Consider the following 18,024-nt stretch of genomic DNA (forward strand, 5'->3'; position numbering starts at 1 on the left):
GTCCTTCCGTGCAATCAAGCTGGGAGTCGGCCGGCTGCCGAGTCGATGGCGCCCTCGTAGGGCGTGGCTTCCAGGAGCGTCACTCGTAACTCCTTACCGGTGGGGGCCTCATACGTTCGCCGATCCCCCGGCCGTGCGCCGAGGATCGCGACGCCCAGCGGCGACCGCGGCGAGTAGACCTCGATCTCGGCGGGTTCGATACCGCGGATCCCGAGCAGGAACGTCTCGGTGTCACCGGTGTCGTCGTAGCGGATGGTCAAGACCATGCCCGGCTCAGCCACGCCATCGTCGGGCGGGTTCTCGCCAACGACGGCGTTCGCGAGCAGGTCTTCGATCCGGTGGATCCGGTTGGACCGCATTCGGTCCTCCGCCGTACGGGCGGCGTCATCGTCGGTGGCGTCGTCGGACACCTCGGGTCGATGTTTGGCCCTCAGCTCGGCCAGTTCGGCCTGCAGTTTGATGTAGGCACGGCGCGTCATCCAGACGCGGTCGGTGCTCGTCATGCTCGTCATGTTCGGTCCTTTCTCGAAGGGTGTTGCCGTCAGGGGCGGGCCACGGGCTGTGGCAGCGCCGCCCCTGACGACTCGCCGTGCCCCGCGAGGGGCAGAAAAGTCGTGTGCTTGCTCGGCCTATGCGACCGCGCGGCGGAGCGGATCGAAGGGCCGCAGCGCTTCGGGTTGCTTGCCGGTCGTGATCTGTTCGGCCAGGAGCCGGCCGGTGACCGGACCGTGAGCCAGTCCCCACATGCCGTGCCCGCCCGCCACGTAGACGTTGCGCGACATCTCACCGATCAGCGGTCTGCCGTCCGGGGTGATCGGCCGCGGACCCACCCAGATGTCGCTGCGTTCGGCCCACCTGACTCCCTCCAGGAGTGGGCTCGCCGAGTCGACGATCGCGCCGACGCGCTCGGGGATCGCCGGTTCGTGCGGATCGCGCAACTCCATCGTGCCTGCCACTCGCAGCGCACCCTTGTACGGCGTACACGCGATGCGTGCATCCGGCAGATAGATCGGTCCGGGGATGGGTCGATCCACCGGCACGGTGAACGAGTAACCGCGACCGGACTCTACGGGCACGCGCAGCCGGTGCCCCGCCAGCCGCGACATCCACGCGCCGGTGGCGATCACCGCGCTGTCGGCGGTCAGATGTTTGCCGCTGTAGGGCTGCACCACCACGCCGTTGCCGGAACTGAACACGCCCCGCACGTCATGGGTCAGGATGCTTCCGCCACGCTCCTCGACCGCACGGCCCAGGGCTTGCACGAAACGGCCAGGGTCGACGAAGCGCTGGCCGTTGATGTTGATGCCGGCGGTGATCGCGGGCGAAGCCAGGGGCACCTGCTCGCGCAACGCCTCACCGGACAAGCCGGTGACGAACAGCTCCTGCCCGGCGCGTTCGAGGGCACGCAGTTCGCGCATCGTCTTCTCGGCGTCGTCGGTGGTGCGGAAGATCGCGGTGATCGGGGCGTCGGTCACCGGGGCGTCCACCCCGTTCGAGATCAAGACGTCGAAAGCCTCGATGCATTCCTGGTTCAGCGGCACGTTGGCCGCCACCGCCTGGTTCCACACCGACGAACGAGAGTTCGCGGCGAACTGGATCAGAAACAGCCACAACGCACCGTCGATGGTCAAAGGGATGTGCAGGGGGGCGTTGCGGTCACGCAACGAGCGCAGGCCGTACCGCAGCGTCTTCGGCGAGTTCAACGGCAGCGTCAGCGCGGGCGCGACCCATCCGGCGTTGCCCCACGAGGCGCCTGCGGCGACCCCGCTGCGGTCCACGACGGTGACGTCGACACCGCGCTCCTGCAGGAACCACGCCGTGGACAAGCCGACGATGCCGGCGCCGACCACGATCGCAGACCGCGGTCCACCGTCAATCCGCTCGCCGCCGACCATTGCCATCCCTCCATCACTGAAAAAGTCTGTTCGTTGACTCCATGGTCGGCCGGACGAGTGCGTTCCGACTTGCCCGTGCAGGACAATCGGCCGGGTCGCCGTTGTGGCGATCCGACAATGACCTGGTCGGGCCGGTCCGATCGTGGCGGCTCAGTCGGTGTCGATCGCGGCGAGTTCGATCATCATGGCGAGGCGCTTGCGGGCGTCCTCCAGCGGCAGATCGGTGATCTCCCCCATTTTGCGCAGGCGGTACCGCACGGTGTTCTCGTGGACGCCCAGGCGCAGCCCTGCCTGGGCGGGATCACCCAGCGCCTCCAGATACGCCCGCAACGTCGGGATGTACTCGGAGGCGTGGTCCTGGTCGTGGCGGCGCAGTTCGGCGACCGGTCCCCTGTCTGGCGTACGTCCCGCGCGTGCGGCGGTCCGAAGACGCTGCAGCAGGATCTCGTCCCATGACTCGTCGTAGGCGGGCGGCACGGCGTCATTCGGCCCGACCTCGTGCAGCGCCAGGCATTCGTCGGCCTCCTGCCGTGCCGCTGGCAGGTCGACGGCCACGGCCGCCTTGCTGATGCCGGCCACCACCATCACCCGGTCCGGCAGCGCTGCCTTCAACGCGTCGACCCACTTGCGGGCGCCTGCGACCCGTTCGCCCGGCATCAACGTGTAGAGCGTGTTGCCCGCCAGCGCACTGCGACCCGGACGCGACCAACCGAAGCCGGCGGTCGCGCGTTCGAAGGCCAGCAGCAGCGCCGCATCCCGTTCACCGTCGATCGACGCCTGCACGGCGATGACCCGCGCCGGCCCCTGCGACAGCCCCAACCTGCTGGCCGACGCTGCGGCGTCGGCACTTCCGTCGAGTAGCCGCAGCACCAGATCGGATTCGACCTGCCGTTCGAGATCGGCACTGGCGCGCGAGCGCAACAGGTGAAGGGCGACGGTCCTGGCATTGTCGGTCAGCGCCGTTAGTTCGGGATCCACCAACGGCTTCGGGGACGAGACCCACACCGCACCCATCAGCTCTCGACCCGACCGCACCGCGACCACCGTGCGGCCCGACAGGCCCTGATCGGCGTTGGGCGCGACGAACATCGGATCGTCCGAGGACGTGAGATGGGTGAACACGCCTTGCGACGCGAAGTATTCACGCAACCACTCCGGCGCTTGCCGGTTCATGATCGTCGCGACGCGGGCGCGGTCGGCGTTCTCCTGCATCGTCGAGTACGCGAGCACGCGTGACAGCGGGTCCTCGATGGTCACCGCGCCGCCAGCCGACTCGGCCAAGCTGTCGGCAAGCGCGAACAAATCCGTTGGGCCGCGGCCGGATTCCGTTTCCCGGCCTTCCAGCACCAGCCCGTAGACGATGGCAGAGAGTTCGCTCCACGGCACCGCCGGATCGACGACCATCACCGCGACGCCCTCGACCATGCCGGCGAATGTCGTGTCGTTGTCGCCGTCTCGAAGCAACACCACCATCGCGCGCGCCGAAACCGCCCATCGCAGCGCCTCGTTGACCGTTCGCGCGCCGATCGCCAGCAGCACGTCACCGGTGATCGTGCGGCCCTCGGTGACCTCGTGCATCACCACGCTGCCCAATTCCGTCGAGCGCGGGATCGGGCAGAAGCGCAGGCGCACGCCGTAGCTCCCCAGCACGTTGACCAGTCGGTCCAAGGTGACCACGGGCCGACGTTACCGCGCTGTCAGGAGAGCGGGGGTTTCACTCGTCAGGTCGAGACGACTCCCCGCAGACCCTCCGCCCCAAAGAGCGGCTCGAGCATCGACGAGTAGTCGGGTCCACGCCGCACCAACTGACCGCCGTCGACGTTGATGACCTGACCGGTGATGAAGCTGGCGGCATCGCTGAGCAGGAAGAGCGAGGCATTGGCGATGTCCTCCACCTCACCGGGCCGCGGCAACGGCGTGCAGGCGGCGTAGTCGCCGCTGAGCTCCGGGGATTCGAGTACCGGTGCGACGAGCTCGGTGCGGATCAAGCCGGGGCGGATGCAGTTCACGCGCACCCAGGAGGCGCCGAGTTCGTCGGCGGCGAGCTGCATCATGTGGTCGATGCCCGCCTTGGAAACGCCGTATGCGCCGAACCAGCGGTGCGTGTTGCTCGCTGCGATCGACGAGATGCCGATGAACGATCCGCCGCCACCGCGCACCAGTTCGCGCGCCGAGTGCTTGAGCACGTACATGGTGCCGTTGATGTTCAAATCGACGGTGCGTCGCCACAGTTCGGAATCGATCTGGGTGATCGGCCCGATCGTCTCGCTGCCACCTGCACAGTGCACGACACCGTAGAGGCGGCCGGTCCACGCCGTGGTGGCCTCGACGACCCGTTCCACCTCGTCCTCGTTCGTCACGTCGGCCGGCTCGTAGAGCACGGAACCGGGGCCGCCCTGGGCCTTGATCTCGTCGGCCGCGCTGGACAGCCTGTCGGCGTTGCGGCCGACGAGCATCGCGTTACCGCCGGCGGCCACCACAGCGGCAGCCACACCCTTACCGATGCCGCTGCCGCCGCCCGTCACCAACACCGTCCGACCCGTCAGGGACAACTCCACCGCAAACCCCTTCGCTACCGCTAGAACAGGTTCTAGTTATACGTCACGGCACGTCACGGCGGGCGGGCTTCGGCGGGCCGAGTGTGCGCCAGTCCGGCACATTCGGCGGCAGCCCGACCGGGTAGCGGTTCTCGTTGTGCGCCGCCCAGTGCGCGTGTCCGAGTTCGTGAATGTGGAACGCGTGGCGCAGCGCCTCGGTGAAGCCCATCGCATCCGCGGCGGCGTTGACCGAATCCTTGATGAGCAACGCCGCCATCGTCGGGCGCTCGGCGATCCGGCGGGCGAATTCGAGTGTCTTGTCCTCAAGTTCATCGCGCGCGAAGATCTTCGACACCATGCCGAGGCGGTACGCCTCATCGGCGTCGATCGAATCACCGGTCAGCAGAAGCTCTTTGGCCTTCCGAGCGCCGAATTCCCATGGATGCGCGTAGTACTCGACGCCGGGCATTCCCATCCGCACGCCCACCACGTCGCTGAACTTGGCATCGTCGGCAGCGACGATCAGATCGCACGCCCAGATGAGCATGAGCCCGGCCGATATCGCATTTCCCTGCACCTGGGCGATCGTGATCTTCCGCAGATCCCGCCACCGGCGCGTGTTCTCGAAGAAGAAGTGCCACTCCTGCAGATACGTGCGCTCGGCGATCGCCGGCACGGTGGCGCCGTGCGATTGAAACGTCGGATGCTGAGCCGGGCCCGGCGTTCGCTCCAGCATCGCCTCTTCCGACCCGAGATCGTGGCCCGCCGAGAAGTTCTTGCCGCGCGCGGCCAGGATCACCACCCGCACATTGTCATCGGCTTCTGCGCGGCCGAACGCCTCGTCCAACTGCACCAACAATGTGCGGGACTGGGCGTTCTGCGCGTCCGGACGATTCAGCCAGATGCGGGCGATCTGGCCGTCGTCGAGGGTTTCGTACGTCACCTGTTGCGCTGCACCGCCTCCGGCATCGGCGCTCGTCAGATCAGGGCTCGCCATCGCGGATCACCTCGCTTGTAGTTCGACCACCTGCACATTACGGTGCGCCCCGCATCGCTTTATCGCCGGTGCCGCAGCAACCTGGCAGTCGATTCACAGATGCCATTCGCGCGTCCTTCGGTGCGGCGTATTCCGTTGCTGGGTAAGGCTGTCACGGCCCAACCGGCACTCGTGGCGCTAACCACCTTCGGCGGTTCGGGGCCTGCCAACGGTGCAAAGATGCACGAATCAACCGATCGGCTCCTAGAATCGCGGAATGGCGAATTATTCGGTCCCGCTCCGGAGACTCGTTCTCACCGGCGCTTTCATAGTCGCGGCCGCGGCAGGTCCCATGGCCGCACTGCATGTCGCGTCGGAACCGAGCGCTGCACTGGCTCAGGGCTGCCAGGGGGGTGAGGAGCAAGACCAATTCACCATGACGTGTGTGCCGTTCATGGTCCCGAACTCGCCGCCTCTTTTCCAAACCACCGCGGCGAACCCGGATGTCCCGGAGATTCAAGGTATCCCCTGCATCGGGCACAACGCCGGGGCCTGTCTGGGGTTGGCCGAGGACGAAGCCGCGGCCGGCCCACCCGCGCAGCCTCGCTCCACCATCAGCGCCAGCCCGTAGTCGGGCAGGTCGGCCATTTTGCGAAGCTGTGCAGAAAGCTTTCGGCTTCCATAGAATCCCTGCCAAGAGCACGGTTGATCACTACAGAAAGCGTGACAATGGCGAGCTTGAAGTCCCCTGTACAACGGCTGATCCTTGCCGGCGGCTTCGCGGTTGCGATCGCCGCGGCACCGGTGGTCTCCGTCTTCGCAACACCCACGGCCCCGGTTGCGCCGCAGGCTCAAGGCTGCTCGGGCGGGGAGGAACCGGACCAGTTCACCGGCAACTGCGTACCCCACACGGTGCCCAACGCCGGCTCGGTGTTCACCACACAACCCGGTAACCCCGACGTCCCCGAGGTCATGGGCATCCCGTGCATCGGCCACAACCAGGGCGGCTGCATCGGCCTGGCAGAGGAGGCCCAGGCGCAGACGGTGACACCGCCCCCGGCTCCCGTCTTCAGCCACAGCCCCTAGTCAAAGGGGTTAACCGACCGGCGCGGTCTCCCTTTCGCATACAGTTGTCGTATGCCTGCGAAATCAGATCCCGCTGAGCTCGGCGACGTCGAACCCCTCGCCGACAGCACCGCCCGCCAGGCGCGACGCGTCGTCGCCGCGTACGCGAAGGACGCCGACGAATGCCGGGTGTTCCTCTCGATGCTCGGCATTGGGCCCTCGAAACTCGAGGCGTAAGTGACTTCAGGGGACGGTCCACGGGCCGACTCCGGCAGCGCCGATTTCGTGGTGGTGGCCAACCGCCTGCCGATCGACATGGAGCGGCTACCTGACGGCAGCACCACCTGGAAGAGAAGTCCGGGCGGATTGGTCACGGCCCTGGAACCGTTGCTCCGCCGTCGGCGCGGGGCGTGGATCGGTTGGCCCGGTGTACCCGACGCCGACGACGAGCCGATCCAACAGGACGACATGACCCTGTGCCCGGTCAAGCTGTCCGCCGACGACGTCGCGAAGTATTACGAAGGCTTCTCGAACGCGACCCTGTGGCCGCTCTACCACGATGTGATCGTCAAGCCGATCTACCACCGGGAGTGGTGGGACACCTACGTGGTGGTGAACCGGCGCTTCGCGGAAGCCACCGCAAAACACGCCGCGCACGGCGCGACCGTGTGGATCCAGGACTACCAACTGCAGTTGGTGCCCACGATGCTGCGCATGCTGCGTCCGGACCTCACCATCGGGTTCTTTCTGCACATCCCGTTCCCGCCGGTCGAGTTGTTCATGCAGATGCCGTGGCGCACCGAGATCATCGAAGGCCTGCTCGGTGCGGATCTGGTCGGGTTTCATCTGCCCGGCGGTGCGCAGAACTTCCTCATCCTGGCCCGAAGGCTGGTCGGCGCCAACACTTCTCGAGCCACGATCGGGGTCCGGTCACGGTTCGGTGAGGTGAGTTTCGGCTTCCGCACGGTGAAGGTCGGCGCCTTCCCCATCTCGATCGACTCGACCTCGCTCGACCAGCAGGCACGGTCCCGGTCGATCCGCCAGCGCGCCAAGGAGATCCGCGCCGAGTTGGGCAACCCCCGCAAGATCCTTCTGGGTGTGGACCGTCTCGACTACACGAAGGGCATCGACGTCCGGCTCAGGGCGTTGTCGGAACTGCTCGCCGAGGGCCGGGCCAGCCGCGAGGACACCGTGCTCGTCCAGCTTGCGACACCCAGTCGGGAGCGGGTCGAGAGCTATATCGAGATGCGCCAGGACATCGAACGTCAGGTCGGCCACATCAACGGCGAATACGGTGAGGTCGGCCATCCGATCGTGCACTATCTACACCGCCCGGTGCCGCGCGAGGAGTTGATCGCGTTCTTCGTCGCGGCCGACGTCATGCTGGTGACCCCGCTGCGCGACGGCATGAACCTCGTCGCCAAGGAGTACGTGGCGTGTCGCAGCGATCTGGGCGGCGCGTTGGTTCTCAGCGAGTTCACCGGTGCGGCAGCGGAATTGCGTCAGGCCTACCTGGCCAATCCGCATCATCTCGAGGGTGTCAAGGACGCCATCGAGGCCGCGTTGAACCAAGCGCCGGAAGAGGGCAGGCGCCGCATGCGGGCGCTGCGCAGACAGGTGCTCGCACACGACGTCGACCGGTGGGCGCGGGCGTTCCTCGATGCGCTGGCTTCCACGGAGTCCGCCGACGGGCGGTCCTGAAGCCAGTTACCTGCTCCCGATTAAATCGGGGTGATGTACTGGATCAGCCACTTGCCGTCGACCTTTTGATAGTCGACCCGCAGGCGGCTGCCGTCGTAGATGGGTTCCTTGGACTTGTCGGTGACGGTGCGGTTCAAATACACCATCACCGAAGCCGATTCACGATGCGCGTCGAGCACGCCGACCCCGACGACGTGCGCTTGGCTGACCAACTGGCGTTCGCGCGCCTGCGGGATGATGTCCTTGTCCGCGCGATCGCGGAACTCCTGGCGGTAATCCGGGGTGAGCATCGGGTAGACCTCGTTGAGCGTGCGCTCCACGGTCTGGTAGTCGTAGCCGAACACCTTCGGGATCTGGCGCTCGGCCAACGGAGCCAACTCGCTGCGCGCGGCCAGCTCGCCGCGCTGCTCCACGCGGTTCCAGTAGAGCCAGCCACCGACACCGGCCGACGCCACGAACGCGACTGCCAACAGAACCGACAGCGCGCCGACGATCCGCGCGGTCCACGGCGACTTGGTGCTAGTTGACGGTGCGGGCATCAGTTCCCACCGTCGGGGTATTTCAGGTCGTAGGCCGTCATGTGCCCGTTGTCGTCCTCGTGCACGATGACCCGCAACCGATACGGTTGCGACGGCTGGTTGTTGCCGTCCAGGTCGGTCACGGTGACCCGCGCGGACACCAACACCGCGGCGTTGTTCGCGACCTCGTCGATCTTCTCCAAGGCCGCGCCGTTGATCACGGCTTCGGCGCTGGCGTTGGTGTCGCGGAACAGCATTTTGAGGTTCTCGGTGTTGTTGCCTTCGGTCATCATCGCGCGAAGCGGTCCGCTGGTGCTGTTGACGAACCGGTCGACGCTCTGGTCGATGGTGTCCTGCTCGTAGCTGAACATGTTCACCACCAGCTGCGAGGCCGTGTCGACGAAGCGCTGCTCGCGCGCCAGCGTCGCGTCGGTGTCGCGCTGCGCAGCGACCATCAACGCGCCCAGCCCCACCAGCACGGCCGTGGCGGCGGCGGCAGCAGCCAGGAAGACCGTCGCGACGAGCTTGCGGTTGGGTTGCCTGCGGGGCGGCGGGGCCGCCGGCTTCGTCAGCCGGACCGTGACCGGTTTGGGCGCCTCGACCCGAACGGCCGTCGCCGTGGACTCACCGCTCGCCGGGCCTGCCGCCCGCGATGCCCGCCGACGCCGCCCCGACCTCGACCTGGTCTGCGCCGGTGCCGTCTCGCTCGTCACTTCGCTCGAGCTCACCGAAGCCGAACCTCCGTCATTACGCCTGCCTTGGGGCCAACATCAGATCGACCCAGTTTTCTGCAGGCGCCAGTTTGTCAGTCGCGGCCGCGATGACGCCAGTTCCGCCCTCGGGGTCGACGAACTGCCCGTTCTGGTCGTATGTCGTGAAACGGGGACCGGTCGATCCCGTCGCCATCGGTGGCGCCTCCGCGGGCAGCGGCGGACCCGCCGGTGGCGGAGACCCAGGCGGCGCCGGAGGCGGCGGAACGATGCCTGCCGGCGGGGGCGGTGGTGTGCGGCCGTACGGCGGCACCACGTGGTCCGGCGGGCTGAAGAACGGCCACGCGGGCGGCAGGCTCGGCGGGACCTCGTTCGGCGGCACCGGGAGTGGGAACGGCGCATGCGGCGCGGGACCGGGACCCGGCGGAACGCCGGGCGGCAGCTGCACCGCCGGTGGGCCGGGGTCCGGGTCCACCTGCGGCGGGATGTAGGGGAACTTGTTGGGCGGCAGGATGTTGCGGCCGTCCTCGGGGGTGTCGTCCTCCATCACGTCCATCGGTGTTCCGAGCGGCACCGGCGGACCACGCCACGGGTTGTTGCCGATGGGGACGTAACCGCGCGGGTCGCGGCACAGCTGCACGGTCGGCGCACGCTTGCCAGGGAACTCCTGGCAGGGGTAGTTGCGCGCGCCGCGAACGACGGACGGATCGTTGTGCGGCGTCTTGCAGTACAGGTCCTTGGGCAGTTCGCGCAGCGTCTCGTCCGCCGGGCTGCGCATCTCGCTCGGTGGCACGAACCCAGTCAGGCACGGTGGCGGGTCTTGAAGGTGGATCTTGAAGTCGAGCTTGCCGCCTTCGTCTGCAGGCACGCCGCCGGCCACGGTCAGCAATGCTGCCACCAGCGCCGGGAAGACCACCAGTGAGTGCTCGAGCGACTTGCGGTATATGACGCCGATGCGGCCGAAGTTCGCCAGGTTGGCGGCCAGCACCGGGAACGACGGCCGGATACCGCTGAACAGCTCGTTGGCCTCGGCCGTCGCCCCGGGCACGGTCTGCAGCGTCGCGCGCAACTGCGGGTCGGCGTTGGCCACCTCGGTGGTGAAGCGCGCCAGCCCGTCGGCCAGCGAGCGAATGTCGTCGCCGCTGCGGATCTGCGCGTCGAGGAATGGACCGACCTGGTCGATGAGCTGATTCACCTGGCCGTAGTTGGCGTTGGCCTCGTCGACGAGCATCCGCGCCGACTGGATCATCCGCGCCAGTTCGGGTCCGGACCCGTTGAACGCCTTGAAGGTCTCGCGCAGCAGTTGCTGGATGCGGCTGTCCCCGACACTCGTGACGAGCGCCTGCGCCTCCTCCAGCAGACCCGCAATGTCTTGTCCGATCGCCGTGCGATCGACCCCGATGTTGGAGCCGTCGCGCAGCGTGGCGCTCGACGCGTCCGCGGGAGGCACCAGGTCGACGTACTGTTCGCCGACCGCGGACACGCTCTTGACCGTGGCGGTCACGTTCTCCGGTACGGGTGTGCCGCTGTTGAGGCGCATCTTGGCGACGACGCCGTCATCGGAGAGACCGACCGACTCGACCCGGCCGATCGTCACCCCGCGGTATGTGACGTTCGCGTTTTCGTACAGCCCGCCTGCGGCGACGAAATTCGCGGTCGCTCGGTAGGTGCCGATGCCGACCGCGGCCGGTAGCTGCAGATAGAAGATCGAGATCGCGCCCACCGTCAGCACGGTGACGATCGCGAAAATCGAAAGCTGGATATGAGTAAGGCGCGACAGCATCTAGGGCCCCTCCCCGTGCTGCGTCGCCGTGCCCGGCGGAATCTCGAACGGGTCAGCGGCCTGTCCGGAAAGGTTGGCCAACGAGCCGGTCATGAAATCGGGCGGGGTGATTACCTCGTGCATTCGCTTCATGTTCGGATCCAATCCCCACGACGTCGTGAAGACGGACTCACCGGTACGCCGCAGCGTCAGATCGAATGTGGTGTACACGTTGAGGTAGTCGCCACGCACTGCGTTCCTCAAGTACTTGTAGTGGAAGGGGAATGTCGGCAGGAATTCGAGGTCCTTGATCAGATAGTCCGCGTTGTCGTTGAAGGACTTCACCACCGGGTAGAGATCCTTGAAATCCGCCGCGAAGTCATCCTTGGTCTGCTCCAGGACACGGGACGCGATGGTGGCGAAGCTCCGCAGCGCCGTGAAGGCCTCGACGATGTTGGCGCGGTTGTCGTTGAGCACCTGCAACGCCGTGGGTAGGCGGTCGAGTGTCAGCCCGAGGTTGTCCTTGCTACGCGCGAGGATCCCGGCGAACCGGTCCAACCCCTCCATGGCGGCGATGATGTCGTTCGTTTGGCGGTCCAGCGAGCTGGTCAGTTCGGCGAGCCGCGGGATCAGGTCGACGAACGAGCCCTGCCGTCCGGCGATCGCGTTGTACGTCTCGTCCGTGATGTCTTGCAGCGCACCGAGATTGCCCTTGTTGACCACGACGCCGAGAGTGGACAGAACTTCCTCGGTGGTCGGATAGCGGCCGGTCCGGTCCAGCGGGATGTGCGAGCCGTTCTTGAGCTTCCCGACGCCGGGGCCGTCGGCGGGTGCGGCCAGTTCGATGTGTTGCGAACCGAGCAGCGAGGTCTGCGCCACCTTCGCGGTCGCGTTCTCGGGCAGGTTGACGTTCTCGTCCAGCGACAACTGGACCGCGGCGTAGTACGTACCGTCGGAACGCTGCACGGCTTCGATACCCGACACGCTTCCGACGGTGACGTCGTCGACCATCACCGGCGAGTTCTGCGGCAGCGTCGACACATCGGGCAGTTCCACGGTGATCTCGTAGGAACCGGGGCCGTGCCCGGCGGTGCCCGGCATGTTCAGGGAGTTGAGCCCGCCGAACGAGCAGCCGGCCAGAAGCACGGCCAGCGACGCTATCGCCACGATCTTGCGGATCACGGTGCACCTCCACCTGGCAGCGGGGCGGGCATCGGCCCGGGGGCGACGGGTTCGCCGGCCTCGGACGGGCTCTCCGCCGAACCTTGGGAGTCCGCGAGCGGAGCTTCAACGATCGGTCCACCGACATGCGCGGCGCCGGGAGCCACGTCGGGCGCAGGGGGCACCATGAGCGAACTGAGGTCCATATCCGCCGATATCTGCGGCGGTGTCACACCTGGGGCGCTATTCCACTGCAGATACGGAACCGGAGTTTCCGCTTTTGCCTCGGTGGCGGGAGAGTCATAGATGATCTGGCCCTTGTACGCGGTGATGCTGTTGATCGGGTGGAACAGCAGCGGTGGGAAGTTCATCGCGATACGCTTGAAAACCGGACCCATACGCTGCCGGCAGATCTCCGTGCGCTTGAAGTTGTCCGGTTTAGGGGCCGCCTCGAATGAGCCGCCGCAGATGAACTGCACCGGGTTGGCGAAATTCGGCAGCGTCAGCAGGCCGCCCACGGTGCCCTGGGCCGGGTTATAGATGTTGTAGAAGTTCGATAGCCCGTTTGGTGAAACGTGCAGGACTTGCTCGATGTCCTCGCTGCGCTCGGTCAGGATGCTCGTGAAGTCGGCCAGCTTGGTGACCTGGTCGATCAGCGCGCTGTTGCTCTCGTTGAGGAAGCCCCTCACGTCGCCCAGCGCCTGGTTCAACGTGGCGAGCGTGTTGTCCAGGCCCGCCGAACTGTCCGCGAGCACCTGCGATACCGACGCAACGTGGTTGGAGAACTGCACGATCTGCTCGTTGCTGTTCGACAGCGCATTGACCAGTACCTGCAGGTTGCGGATTGTGCCGAACAGGTCGGTGCGCGAGTCGCCGAGCCGGCCCGCGGTCTGCGAGAGCTCCCGCAGCGCCTTGCGGAACGTGTCCCCGTTTCCGTCGAAGGTGTCTGCGGCCTGGTTGACGACGACCGACAGCGGGCCCTGCATCGAACCGGGTTTGGGTCCGAGTTGCGCGCTCAGTGCGGTGAGCTGTTCTTTGACCTCGTCCCACTCGACCGGTACCGCGGTGCGGTCGAGTCCGATCTCCGCGCCGTCGGCCATCGCCGTGCCACCGGTGTAGGCCGGTGTGAGCTGAACGAACCTGGCCGACACCAGATTCGGTGCGATCACGAGCGCCTTGGCATCCGCCGGGACCTGGATCCCGTGATCCAGCGTCATCGTGACCTTCACGTCGCCGACCCGCGGCTCGATCGAGTCGACCCTGCCGACGGGGACCCCCACGATGCGGACCTCGTCGCCCGGATAGAGCCCGACCGCCGAGGTGAAGTACGCCGTCACCTTGTTACCGGACCGGGTCGGCCACACCAGGAACACCCCGACGGCGAGCGTGATCACCAGCAGGGCGGCCAGCGTCGGCCGCAACCAGCCGCTGCGGATCAAGGTCGAAGTCGCTTGCGTCACGGTGACTTCGGCCTGATGATCAGGCGCTCGGAGATGTACCCGCGCAGATAGTCGGCAAGGCTGTCCGGAAGCTTTCCCGGCTGGAAGTAGGAATCGAGCAGCACTTCAGCCAGGGGTGCGGGCGGCAGCCCATACAGGTTGACCTGGAAGCCCGGGCCGGCCCCGACCACCTCGCCGAGCGTCGTGGCGTACGGCGGCAGCCGCTTGAGCGCTTCGCTGATGTGTTCGCGCCGCTCGAGGAGGTTGTCGAGCACCAGGTTGAGCTTCTCCAGCGCGGGCCTGAACTCACGGCGGTTGTCGGCGACGAAACCGGAAAGCTGTTCTGACACATCGTCGATGCCGGCGATCAGATTGCTCAGCGCCTGGCGCCGTTCGTCGAGCGCGGCGAACAGCCGGTTGCCGTCGACGATCAGCTGGTTCACCTGTCCGGCGCGCCGCGCCAGCGTGTCGGAGACCCGCTTGGCGTGGCCGAGCAGCTGCGCGAGCGCCTCGTCACGTTTGTTCAGGCTGCGCGACAGGTTCGCCACCCCGTCCAGCGCACCCCGCAGATGCGGGGTGGCGTTGCGGAGCGAGTCGGTGATCGCCTGCAGCGCCTGCTCGAACCGCGGCTTGTCCAGCTCGCCCGCGGTCTGCCCGAGGTCCTGCAACGCCGTGGCCAACGTGTACGGAGTCGTGGTGCGCGCCAACGGAATGACCGTCGCCTCACCCGTTCCCTGCGGAGTCACCGCCAACGACTTCTCACCGAGCACCGTGTCGGTCTTGATCGCGACCATCGACTGGTCGCCCACCCTGATGTCACGGTCGACCGTGAACAGCACCTTGGCCGCGTCTCCTGCCAGCTCGACAACGGTGACCTTGCCGACCTTGATGCCCGACACGTTGACGTCGTTGCCAGGGATGATGCCGCCCGCGTCGCTGAAGTACGCCTCGTAGGGTTTGCCCTGCGGGAAGAACGGCAGGCTGCTGTAGCCGAACGACACCAGCACCAGGCATGCCACCAGGAAGATCCCGAAGATGCCCTTGCGCAACGGATTCGAATCACCGGCTCTACTCGACATTCGGCGCGCACCTCCCCTTCGACGGATCGGGCGGACCACCCAGCGGAATCAGGATGTCACTGCCCGCAGGACCGTTGACCTTCAATCGTGTCGAACAGTAGAAGATGTTGAAGAACGAACCGTAGGCGCCAAGAGCGTTGAGCCGCATATAGTTCTCGGCCAAGGGCTCGATCGTCTTGTTGACATCGGCCTTGCGCTCGTCGAGCCGCTGCGCCAGAGGTCGCACGTTCTCAATGACCCCCTGGACGGGCCTGCGTGACTTCCGCAGCATGTCGGTCAGATCATTCTCCGCCGACGCGAGCGGCTCGATGGCACCGGCGATCGGATCGCGGCCTTCGGCCAGACCCGTGATGAGCTGCTGCAGTTGGTCGACGCTGGCGTCGAACTGCGAACCCTTCTCGTCGACGGTCGCCAGCACGGTGTTCAGGTGGCCGATGACGTCACCGATGAGCTGGTCTCTAGCCGCCAGGTTCTGGGCGAACGCACTGGTGGTCGACAACAGGTTCGACAGCGCACCGCCCCCGCCCTGCAACAGCTCGATCACCGCGTTGCTGACCTCGTTGACCTTCTGACCGTCGAGACCCCTGAGCACCGGCCGAAGGCCGCCCAGCAGCGCGTCTAGATCGAGCGCGGGTTGGGTGTTCTCCTTGGGAATCGTGCTGCCGGCCGGCAACTTTCGCAGTTCGCCGGGCCCGGAGGCTATCTCGAGATACCGGTCCCCCACCAGGTTCTCGTAGCGGACCACCGCGCGCGTCGAGGTGTAGAGCTGGTAGCGCTTGTCGACATCGAAGGAGACATCGACCGTGTTGTCGGGGTTGAGCTTGACGTCACCGACGGTACCGACCGGGACACCGGCGATCCGAACGTCCTGGCCAGCCTTCAACCTGGAGGCGTCGGTGAAGGTCGCGTGATAGCCCTTCTCCGCGGTGAACCGGAATTCGCCGAAGACAACCACCAGCATCGCGGCCACCAGGAGCATGACCACGGTGAAGATGCTCACGCTGAGCAACGTCTTGTCGCCGCGCATCAGGGCCTCCGCTTCTTCGCGCAAGCGTCCCCCGCGCGCGGGCGGTACCCCCACATCAGAAGTCATCCCGTTCCGCGAACGCCCCGTTGAACAGCCACTGCAGCGTCGACGGCGCGTCGAACTGCAACTCGGTGTTCGGTTGGTACGGGACATAAGCATTGTCGGTCACCAGGAACGGCGTGCGATACCAGGACCCGCCGAATTGCTTGTTCGGGACTTCAGGGAGACCACGGCAGTTCGGGCCACCGGTGCCGTTCACGATCGGGAGGCTCTCGGGATACGTGTACGCCGGTGAACCGGGGAGAAAATTCGAGGCGACGAACAGACCCGGTCGGATTCCGCCGATAATGGGGGCGAACCGGTCCACCGCCTGGGCAGTGCCCTTCAGCAGGCAACCGAACATCGGTGAGTACTCACCGACCACCTTTAGTGGCACACGGAGTCGTTGGATCGCCGCGATGTAGTCGTCTTCGGCGGGTTGGAGGGTGGCGGTGCCGTTGTTGGCGAGGCCGGTCGCGGCCAACAGCGTCGCGTTGAGATTGTCCTTCTCGTCGACGATCGTGTCGCTGATCGCGGGTGCGTTGTCGATGATCCGAGCCAGATCCGGACCGGCATCGCCGTAGATGTTGGCCACCACCGCGGTCTTGCGCAGGTCCTCCTGCAGCGTGGGCAGCTTCGGATTGAGTTGCTGCAGGTAGTAATTCAGCCCGGCGAGCAACGCGCCGACATCGTCACCGTTGCCGCGCATGCCTTCTGCCACCGCGCTCAGCGTGGCGTTCAGGTTGATCGGGTCGATCTTGTTGAGCACGTCGCTCAACGTCTGAAACAGCGTGTTGACCTCGAGCTGCACATCCTTGGCGGCCACGGTCGCGCCGGCCTTCAGCTGCTGACCCGACGGCTGCGCCGGCGGCAGGAACTCGACGGACTTAGCGCCGAAAACCGTCGTGCTGCCGATGCGCACATTGGCGTTGGAGGGGATGTAGCGCATCTCGGTGCGGTTGATGGCCAACGTCAGCTTGGCTTCGTCGCCGGCGTACTCGATCGACTCGACCTTGCCGATCTGCACGCCCCGGTACTTGACCTTGGCGTCGCGCTCCATCACCAGACCCGCGCGGGGAGCAGTGACGCTCACGGTGTCCACCGGCGTGAAGGCCGCCGTGTAGGCCAGGTAGGTGAACACCGTCGCCGCGATCAGGATCGCGGCGAGGATCGCCGCGGCGATCCTCACGTGGCTGCGCTTGGCCTCGGTATCAGACATCGTCCCCGCCTACCCGGAGAGGTTGAAGTTGCCGGACGCGCCGTAGACGGCGAGTGAGATGAACAGGGTGATGGTGACGACGACGATCAGTGAGGTCCGCACGGCCTGGCCGACCGCGATGCCGACACCGACCGGACCGCCCGATGCGTTGTAGCCGTAGTAGGTGTGCACCAGCATGACCGCGATGGCCATGACTATTGCCTGAAGGAAGGACCACAGCAGGTCCGTCGGCACCAGGAAGGTGTTGAAGTAGTGGTCGTAGAGGCCCGAGGACTGCTTGTTGATGAACACGGTGGTGAATCGGGCGGCGAAGAACGCGGCGAGCACCGACAGTGAGTAGAGCGGGATGATCGCGACCATGCCCGCCATCAGCCGGGTGGACACCAGGTAGGACACCGAGTGCACGGCCATCGACTCGACCGCGTCGATCTCCTCGGAGACCCGCATGGCGCCCAGTTGAGCGGTGGTGCCCGCGCCGATCGTCGCCGCCAGCGCGATGCCCGCGATCACCGGGGCGACGATGCGCACGTTGAGGAAGGCCGACAGGAAGCCGGTCAACGCCTCGATGCCGATATTGCCCAGTGAGCTGTAGCCCTGAACGGCGATGACGCCGCCGGAGGCCAGGGTCAGGAAGGCGGCGACGCCGACCGTGCCGCCGATCATCACCAGCGCGCCGGTGCCCATCGTCATCTCGGCGATGTTGCGGACCGTCTCCTTGCGGTACCGCCGGACTGCGTTGGGCAGATAGCGCATCGTCTCGCCGTAGAACAGCGCCTGCTCGCCGATGTTGTCGACGATCTTGGGCACACCGCTGAAGAAGCGCCGGAAGCGAACCGTGACGTCGTAGCTCATGATCGTCTCTTTTTCGCGAAAGCGTCCCCCGCGAGCGGGCGGTA

18 protein-coding genes are annotated in these 18,024 nt (G+C 66.4%); 4 read left to right on the forward strand and 14 right to left on the reverse strand.

The window, feature by feature from the left end:
* Positions 1-14: 14 nt before the first annotated feature.
* From A5790_RS01915 to A5790_RS01935, 5 genes are all read right to left on the reverse strand, one after another.
* A complete protein-coding gene (locus tag A5790_RS01915; RefSeq protein ID WP_066841243.1) occupies positions 15-503 on the reverse strand; it encodes a GreA/GreB family elongation factor in 489 nt (162 codons plus the stop codon).
* A gap of 126 nt (positions 504-629) precedes the next feature.
* Positions 630-1,895: an FAD-binding oxidoreductase gene (locus A5790_RS01920; protein WP_064419368.1), complete on the reverse strand. Its 1,266-nt coding sequence runs from the start codon at positions 1,893-1,895 to the stop codon at positions 630-632.
* 150 nt (positions 1,896-2,045) lie between these two features.
* Complete coding sequence (locus A5790_RS01925) at positions 2,046-3,572, reverse strand: CdaR family transcriptional regulator (protein ID WP_064419367.1); 1,527 nt, start codon at positions 3,570-3,572, stop codon at positions 2,046-2,048.
* A gap of 44 nt (positions 3,573-3,616) precedes the next feature.
* The gene (locus tag A5790_RS01930) at positions 3,617-4,453 is read right to left on the reverse strand and encodes an SDR family oxidoreductase (RefSeq protein ID WP_064419366.1); all 837 of its coding nucleotides are present in this window, start codon (positions 4,451-4,453) and stop codon (positions 3,617-3,619) included.
* A 43-nt stretch (positions 4,454-4,496) separates the two neighbouring features.
* Positions 4,497-5,429, reverse strand: coding sequence for an enoyl-CoA hydratase (locus tag A5790_RS01935; protein ID WP_066841038.1), 933 nt, complete (start codon positions 5,427-5,429; stop codon positions 4,497-4,499).
* A gap of 331 nt (positions 5,430-5,760) precedes the next feature.
* Between A5790_RS01935 and A5790_RS01940 the strand changes: the two genes are divergently transcribed.
* The 4 genes from A5790_RS01940 (at position 5,761) to A5790_RS01950 (ending at position 8,174) form a co-directional block, all read left to right on the forward strand.
* Complete coding sequence (locus A5790_RS01940) at positions 5,761-6,039, forward strand: hypothetical protein (protein WP_231984641.1); 279 nt, start codon at positions 5,761-5,763, stop codon at positions 6,037-6,039.
* Positions 6,040-6,137: 98 nt separating this feature from the next.
* Positions 6,138-6,494, forward strand: a complete 357-nt coding sequence (locus A5790_RS01945) for a hypothetical protein (protein WP_064419363.1) — start codon at positions 6,138-6,140, stop codon at positions 6,492-6,494.
* A gap of 51 nt (positions 6,495-6,545) precedes the next feature.
* Positions 6,546-6,710, forward strand: coding sequence for a hypothetical protein (locus tag A5790_RS25660; protein WP_090279904.1), 165 nt, complete (start codon positions 6,546-6,548; stop codon positions 6,708-6,710).
* On the forward strand, positions 6,711-8,174 hold the full coding sequence (locus tag A5790_RS01950) for a trehalose-6-phosphate synthase (protein WP_066841041.1): 1,464 nt from the start codon (positions 6,711-6,713) through the stop codon (positions 8,172-8,174).
* A gap of 20 nt (positions 8,175-8,194) precedes the next feature.
* On the opposite strand, the gene A5790_RS01955 is transcribed toward A5790_RS01950, so the two are convergent.
* From A5790_RS01955 to A5790_RS01995, 9 genes are read right to left on the reverse strand one after another with little or no spacing between them, the layout of a single operon-like run.
* Positions 8,195-8,713, reverse strand: a complete 519-nt coding sequence (locus A5790_RS01955) for a hypothetical protein (protein WP_064419361.1) — start codon at positions 8,711-8,713, stop codon at positions 8,195-8,197.
* Entirely contained in the window at positions 8,713-9,405 is a 693-nt protein-coding gene (locus tag A5790_RS01960; RefSeq protein ID WP_064419360.1) for a hypothetical protein, read from the reverse strand. The genes A5790_RS01955 and A5790_RS01960 overlap by 1 nt, the downstream gene beginning before the upstream one ends.
* 34 nt (positions 9,406-9,439) lie before the next feature.
* Positions 9,440-11,185 carry a virulence factor Mce family protein gene (locus A5790_RS01965; RefSeq protein WP_064419359.1) on the reverse strand — a complete coding sequence of 582 codons (1,746 nt, stop codon included), beginning with the start codon at positions 11,183-11,185 and terminating at the stop codon, positions 9,440-9,442.
* Positions 11,186-12,346: an MCE family protein gene (locus A5790_RS01970; protein WP_064419358.1), complete on the reverse strand. Its 1,161-nt coding sequence runs from the start codon at positions 12,344-12,346 to the stop codon at positions 11,186-11,188. It lies immediately after the preceding gene.
* A complete protein-coding gene (locus tag A5790_RS01975; protein ID WP_064419357.1) occupies positions 12,343-13,785 on the reverse strand; it encodes an MCE family protein in 1,443 nt (480 codons plus the stop codon). The genes A5790_RS01970 and A5790_RS01975 overlap by 4 nt, the downstream gene beginning before the upstream one ends.
* On the reverse strand, positions 13,782-14,843 hold the full coding sequence (locus A5790_RS01980) for an MCE family protein (RefSeq protein ID WP_066841043.1): 1,062 nt from the start codon (positions 14,841-14,843) through the stop codon (positions 13,782-13,784). Before A5790_RS01980 ends, A5790_RS01975 begins: the two co-directional genes overlap by 4 nt.
* The gene (locus A5790_RS01985; protein WP_064419410.1) at positions 14,833-15,870 is read right to left on the reverse strand and encodes an MCE family protein; all 1,038 of its coding nucleotides are present in this window, start codon (positions 15,868-15,870) and stop codon (positions 14,833-14,835) included. Before A5790_RS01985 ends, A5790_RS01980 begins: the two co-directional genes overlap by 11 nt.
* Before the next feature lie 55 nt (positions 15,871-15,925).
* Entirely contained in the window at positions 15,926-17,128 is a 1,203-nt protein-coding gene (locus tag A5790_RS01990; RefSeq protein WP_064419355.1) for an MCE family protein, read from the reverse strand.
* A gap of 9 nt (positions 17,129-17,137) precedes the next feature.
* Positions 17,138-17,980, reverse strand: coding sequence for an ABC transporter permease (locus tag A5790_RS01995; RefSeq protein ID WP_066841046.1), 843 nt, complete (start codon positions 17,978-17,980; stop codon positions 17,138-17,140).
* Positions 17,981-18,024: the final 44 nt, after the last annotated feature.

This window comes from Mycobacterium sp. 852002-51152_SCH6134967, from assembly GCF_001667105.1.
GTDB classification, from domain to species: Bacteria; Actinomycetota; Actinomycetes; order Mycobacteriales; family Mycobacteriaceae; genus Mycobacterium; species Mycobacterium neumannii_A.

Excerpts from the sequence above, each read along its gene's own strand:
- A5790_RS01915 (WP_066841243.1), bottom strand. The coding sequence starts at position 503 with ATGACGAGCACCGACCGCGTCTGGATGACGCGCCGTGCCTACATCAAA.
- A5790_RS01920 (WP_064419368.1), bottom strand. The coding sequence starts at position 1,895 with ATGGTCGGCGGCGAGCGGATTGACGGTGGACCGCGGTCTGCGATCGTG.
- A5790_RS01935 (WP_066841038.1), bottom strand. The coding sequence starts at position 5,429 with ATGGCGAGCCCTGATCTGACGAGCGCCGATGCCGGAGGCGGTGCAGCG.
- A5790_RS01940 (WP_231984641.1), top strand. The coding sequence starts at position 5,761 with ATGGCCGCACTGCATGTCGCGTCGGAACCGAGCGCTGCACTGGCTCAG.
- A5790_RS01945 (WP_064419363.1), top strand. The coding sequence starts at position 6,138 with ATGGCGAGCTTGAAGTCCCCTGTACAACGGCTGATCCTTGCCGGCGGC.
- A5790_RS25660 (WP_090279904.1), top strand. The coding sequence starts at position 6,546 with ATGCCTGCGAAATCAGATCCCGCTGAGCTCGGCGACGTCGAACCCCTC.
- A5790_RS01955 (WP_064419361.1), bottom strand. The coding sequence starts at position 8,713 with ATGCCCGCACCGTCAACTAGCACCAAGTCGCCGTGGACCGCGCGGATC.
- A5790_RS01965 (WP_064419359.1), bottom strand. The coding sequence starts at position 11,185 with ATGCTGTCGCGCCTTACTCATATCCAGCTTTCGATTTTCGCGATCGTC.
- A5790_RS01980 (WP_066841043.1), bottom strand. The coding sequence starts at position 14,843 with ATGTCGAGTAGAGCCGGTGATTCGAATCCGTTGCGCAAGGGCATCTTC.
- A5790_RS01985 (WP_064419410.1), bottom strand. The coding sequence starts at position 15,870 with ATGCGCGGCGACAAGACGTTGCTCAGCGTGAGCATCTTCACCGTGGTC.
- A5790_RS01990 (WP_064419355.1), bottom strand. The coding sequence starts at position 17,128 with ATGTCTGATACCGAGGCCAAGCGCAGCCACGTGAGGATCGCCGCGGCG.
- A5790_RS01995 (WP_066841046.1), bottom strand. The coding sequence starts at position 17,980 with ATGAGCTACGACGTCACGGTTCGCTTCCGGCGCTTCTTCAGCGGTGTG.